5 protein-coding genes are annotated in these 4,311 nt (G+C 73.5%); 4 read left to right on the top strand and 1 reads right to left on the bottom strand.

Translation table 11 applies throughout. From position 1 onward, the window contains the following. Both ACTWPW_RS63135 and ACTWPW_RS63140 read left to right on the top strand, forming a co-directional pair. The coding region (locus ACTWPW_RS63135) for a LuxR C-terminal-related transcriptional regulator (protein WP_443174874.1) at nt 1-1,464 on the top strand (1,464 nt) is incomplete at its 5' end. 100 nt (nt 1,465-1,564) lie between these two features. Then, nucleotides 1,565-2,479 (top strand): alpha/beta hydrolase family protein, encoded by a 915-nt coding sequence (locus tag ACTWPW_RS63140; RefSeq protein WP_375111775.1) that lies wholly within the window; start codon nt 1,565-1,567, stop codon nt 2,477-2,479. Between the two features lie 38 nt (nt 2,480-2,517). On the opposite strand, the gene ACTWPW_RS63145 is transcribed toward ACTWPW_RS63140, so the two are convergent. Further along, on the bottom strand, nt 2,518-3,075 hold the full coding sequence (locus ACTWPW_RS63145) for a carboxymuconolactone decarboxylase family protein (protein ID WP_443174875.1): 558 nt from the start codon (nt 3,073-3,075) through the stop codon (nt 2,518-2,520). A gap of 132 nt (nt 3,076-3,207) precedes the next feature. On the opposite strand from ACTWPW_RS63145, the gene ACTWPW_RS63150 reads away from it, so the two are divergent. Beyond that, nucleotides 3,208-4,014, top strand: coding sequence for a helix-turn-helix domain-containing protein (locus ACTWPW_RS63150; RefSeq protein ID WP_443174876.1), 807 nt, complete (start codon nt 3,208-3,210; stop codon nt 4,012-4,014). Between the two features lie 23 nt (nt 4,015-4,037). Beyond that, nucleotides 4,038-4,311 (top strand): hypothetical protein (locus ACTWPW_RS63155; protein ID WP_443174877.1); only part of this gene is annotated, 274 nt, incomplete at its 3' end.

The raw sequence follows: 4,311 nt of genomic DNA on the forward strand, positions 1-4,311 counted from the left end.
TTTTCCCGCTCTCTCCTTTCCAGGCTTCACACCCTGGCCGCCCCCGACGAGCTGCGCGCCCACGTCCAGCTCCTGCACGGCAGCCTCGAACTGCTCGGCGGCGAGACCGGCAGCGCCCGCGAGGAGCTGCTCTCGGCCGCCGCCTGGCTGCTGGAGAGCCACCGCATGCTCGGCGTGCGAGCGCTCGTCCGGGCCGCCGACGCCAGCTACCGCGCGGGCGACAACCGGGCGTTCATCGCGATCGCCCGGCAGGCCGCCGCGCTGCGCCGCCCCGACGAGACGGTGCCGACGCAGCTCATGTTCGAGTATCTGGCCGGAATGGCCTCCACCTTCAGCGGCTCGCACCAGGAGGCGGCCGCCCCGCTGCGCCGGGTCGTCGAGCTGGCCGGGTCGGTACGCGACCCCGCCGTGCTCGTCTGGGCCTGCGTGGCCAGCATGCTCCTCGGCGAGGACGCCACCGCCCACCGGCTGTCGGCCCGCGCCGTCGAGGCGGCCCGCGTGCGCGGCGCGGCCTCGGCCATGCCGCAGCTCCTGGAGTACATGATCTACCCGCAGATCTGGATGGGCCGCTACACCTCCGTCGCCGCGACCGCCGCCCAGGGCCTGCGCCTGTCCCAGGAGACCGGCCAGCTCAACACCGCGGCCCAGCACCTGGCCTGGCTGGCGATCACGGCGGCCGTCGAGGGCGACCAGGAGACCTGCCGGGTGCGCGCGGACGCCGCCATCGATTTGGCCGACGCGCACGACCTGGGCATCGCGGGCGCCATCGGCAACTGGGCGCTGGCCTACCTCGACCTGGCCGCGGGCCGCCCGGCCGACGCCGCCAACCGGCTGCGCGCCGAGCGGCGCAACCACAACCACGTCGTCATCCGCGTCATGGCCACGCCGCATCTCATCGAGGCGTGCGCGCGCACCGGCGACCAGGAGCGGGCCCGCTCGGCGCTGCGGGTGCTCGAACGCTGGGTGGGCAGCACGCGCAGCCCCGACCTGCGCGCGCTGGTGTCCCGCTGCCGCGCGCTGCTGGCCGGGCCCGGGGAGGCCGAGGAGCTGTTCCGGGAGGCGATGGAGCTGCACGGGCAGGGCGTGTACGAGTTCGAGGCGGCGCGTACGCAGCTCCTGTACGGCAGCGCCCTGCGCCGCGACCGCCGCCCCGGCGCGGCCAGGACCCACCTGCACTCGGCGCTGGAGACCTTCGAGCGGTACGGCGCCCGCCTGTGGACCGAGCAGGCCAGGACGGAGCTGCGCGCCTCCGGCGACCCCGTCCGCCCCGCCATGGACGCGACCACGGGGCAGCTCACGGCCCAGCAGCTCCAGATCGCCCGCATGGTGGCCGAGGGCGCGACCAACAAGGAGGTGGCCGAGCAGCTCTTCCTCAGCCGCCGTACCGTCGAGCACCACCTCAGGAACATCTTCAGCCGCCTCGGCATCCGCTCCCGCGTCGAACTGGTACGCCTCATGTCCTGATCGAAGGACCGGTGATTTCACCGATGCACGGCTGACTGCGCATCCGAACAATGGCGACAGACAGCAGTCACCCCCCGGTGAGCTCCCCAGTGAGCCCCCGATGAGCAGGGAGTATGACGACGTGCAGCTCTCCACCCCCCGATCCGGCGCGCGAACGTTGACCAAGCTCGCCCTCACCGTCTCACTGATCGGCGGCGCCCTGGCGGCCGCCACCCCCGCCCAGGCGGCGGCCGGCCCGTACGACCGCGGCCCCGACCCCACCGACGCCATCCTGGAGGCCAGCCGCGGCCCGTTCGCGACCGCGCAGACCAGCGTCTCCTCGCTCAGCGTGAGCGGCTTCGGCGGCGGCACGATCTACTACCCGACCGACACCAGCCAGGGAACGTTCGGCGCGATCGCCATCTCTCCCGGGTACACCGCCAGGTGGTCCAGCCTGTCCTGGCTCGGCCCGAGGATCGCCTCGCACGGATTCGTGGTGATCGGCATCGAGACCAACTCCGTCTACGACCAGCCCGCCAGCCGGGGCCGCCAGCTCCTGGCGGCGCTCGACTACCTGGTCGAGGACAGTTCGACCACGGTACGCAGCCGCATCGACGGCTCCAGGCTCGCGGTGGCCGGCCACTCGATGGGCGGCGGCGGCTCGCTGGAGGCCGCCGACGACCGGCCGTCGCTGCAGGCGGCGGTGCCGCTCGCGCCCTGGAACCTGACCAAGAACTGGTCGGGCATCCAGGTCCCGACCATGATCATCGGCGGTGAGAGCGACAGCGTCGCCTCGGTGACCACCCATTCGGAGCCGTTCTACAACAGCATCCCGTCCTCGTCGGAGAAGGCGTACCTGGAGCTGAACAACGCCAGCCACTTCTTCCCGCAGACCACCAACACCACGATGGCCAAGTCGATGGTGGCCTGGCTGAAGCGGTTCGTCGACGACGACACCCGCTACGAGCGCTTCCTCTGCCCGCCGCCCAGCGGCCTGTCGATCGAGGAGTACCGCCACACCTGCCCCAGCTCCTGACCTCCGCCATCGGCCTGTCCTCTCCCGGGAGCGCCGGATCAGGCCGCGCCGTTCCAGGCCCTGCCCGCCAGTGCCGCGTCGAGCGGCGTGCCGGTCACATTGGCGACCCAGTTGGCCATGATCGTGTACGCCGCCTGCGTGATGACCTCCAGGACCTGGGCCCGGGTGTAACCGGCGCCGAGCAGCGCGTCGATCACGTCCTGGCCCACGTGCCCGCCGGTCCGCAGCAGGGCCATGGCGAACGTGGCCAGCGCGGCCGCCCGCTCCTCCGGCAGGTCGTCCTTGCCGGCCCGCAGGGCCTCGATCACCTCCGGCGCGGCGCCCTCCCGCCCGGCGAAGGCGGAGTGGGCGGCCACGGAGTAGGGGCACCGGTTGGCGACGCTGACCGCGAGGCCCACCACCTCCCGCTCGGCCCCGGTGAGCGTGGTCTGCCGCAGCGCGCGCTGCAGCTGGTTGAACCCGTCGATGGCGACCGGGGCCGCGGCCATCGCCCCGGCCAGGTTGGGCACGAACCCCACCCGCTGCCGCAGCTCGTCCAGCGGCTGCCGGGACGGCTGCGGCGCCGAGTCGACGGAGTGAACGGTGAAGACGGTCATCTCAGACCTCCGGTGTCTCCGGCCGCGGGTCGGTCCCCGGCCGGCAGCCACCACTGTCGGGTCGCCGGCGCGCCGTTCCAATTCCCTCGGAGGGAAGTGCGCGCGGACGCCGCAGGCCGTTGACTGTCGAGGGTGAGGACATCAGCTCTCCGGCCGACGGAGCACCCGCTGGGTTACCTGCTGCGCTACTGGCGGCAGGCCCGGCGGATGAGCCAGCTCGCCCTGGCCCACCACGCGCAGGTCTCGCCACGGCACCTCAGCTTCATCGAGAGCGGCCGGTCGGCGCCGAGCCGCGAGATGGTGATCACGCTGGCGGGCGCGCTGCAGGTGCCCCTGCGGGAGCGCAACGACCTGCTGCTCGCCGCCGGGTACGCCCCCGCCTACCGCGAGAGCGACCTCGCCGGGCCCGCCATGGCCCGGGTCCGGGCGGCCCTGGAGCGGGTGCTGGCGCACCACGAGCCGTACCCGGCCGTGGTGATGGACCGCCACTGGAACATCACCCAGGCCAACCGCTCCGCGGAGGTCATGTTCGCTCACCTGCGCGGCGACCCGCCGGCGAGCGCCACCGCCAACGTCGTGCGGCTCATGTTCGACCCGCGCGAGCTGCGTCCCCACGTCGTCAACTGGGAGCAGGTCGCCCCCGCCCTCATCCAGCGGGTGCACCGGGAGGCCGTGGGCGGCGTGCCGGACCCGGCCACCCGGGCGCTGCTGGCCGAGGTGCTCTCCCGCCCCGACCTGCCGGCCGCCTGGCGCGAGCCCGACCTGGCGGCCACGGTGCTGCCGATCATCCCGGTCATCTTCGCGAAGGGCGGGGTGACCGTGAGCTACTTCTCGATGATCACCACGGTGGGCACCCCCCAGGACATCACGGCGCAGGAGTTGCGGGTGGAGAGCTTCTACCCGGCCGACCTCGAGACCGAGCGGCACCGCTGGACGTGACCCGCCCAGGTAAAGAGTCGGTCATGGGAATGCCTGGTTGCGGTCTGATCGCCACCGCGGGCCCGCCGGGCGGTAGGAGGATCACCCCCGGGTCGAGCAGGCACGACGGCACTTTCAGGCGGGGGTACGACATGGGCAGGCCCGGGATCGCGACGATCATCGCGTTCGCCACCCTGGGCGGGGGCTGGGCCGCCTCGGTCCCGGCAGCCGACGCGGCCGACCCCGCACCGGCCGCCGCCGGCGGCGCCCCGAGCCCCGCACCCGCCTCGGCCGGCCACGCGCCCCGTCCCCGCGCCG

Source organism: Nonomuraea sp. KM90 (assembly GCF_052246675.1).
GTDB lineage: Bacteria > Actinomycetota > Actinomycetes > Streptosporangiales > Streptosporangiaceae > Nonomuraea.

Excerpts from the sequence above, each read along its gene's own strand:
- ACTWPW_RS63140 (WP_375111775.1), top strand. The coding sequence starts at position 1,565 with ATGAGCAGGGAGTATGACGACGTGCAGCTCTCCACCCCCCGATCCGGC.
- ACTWPW_RS63145 (WP_443174875.1), bottom strand. The coding sequence starts at position 3,075 with ATGACCGTCTTCACCGTTCACTCCGTCGACTCGGCGCCGCAGCCGTCC.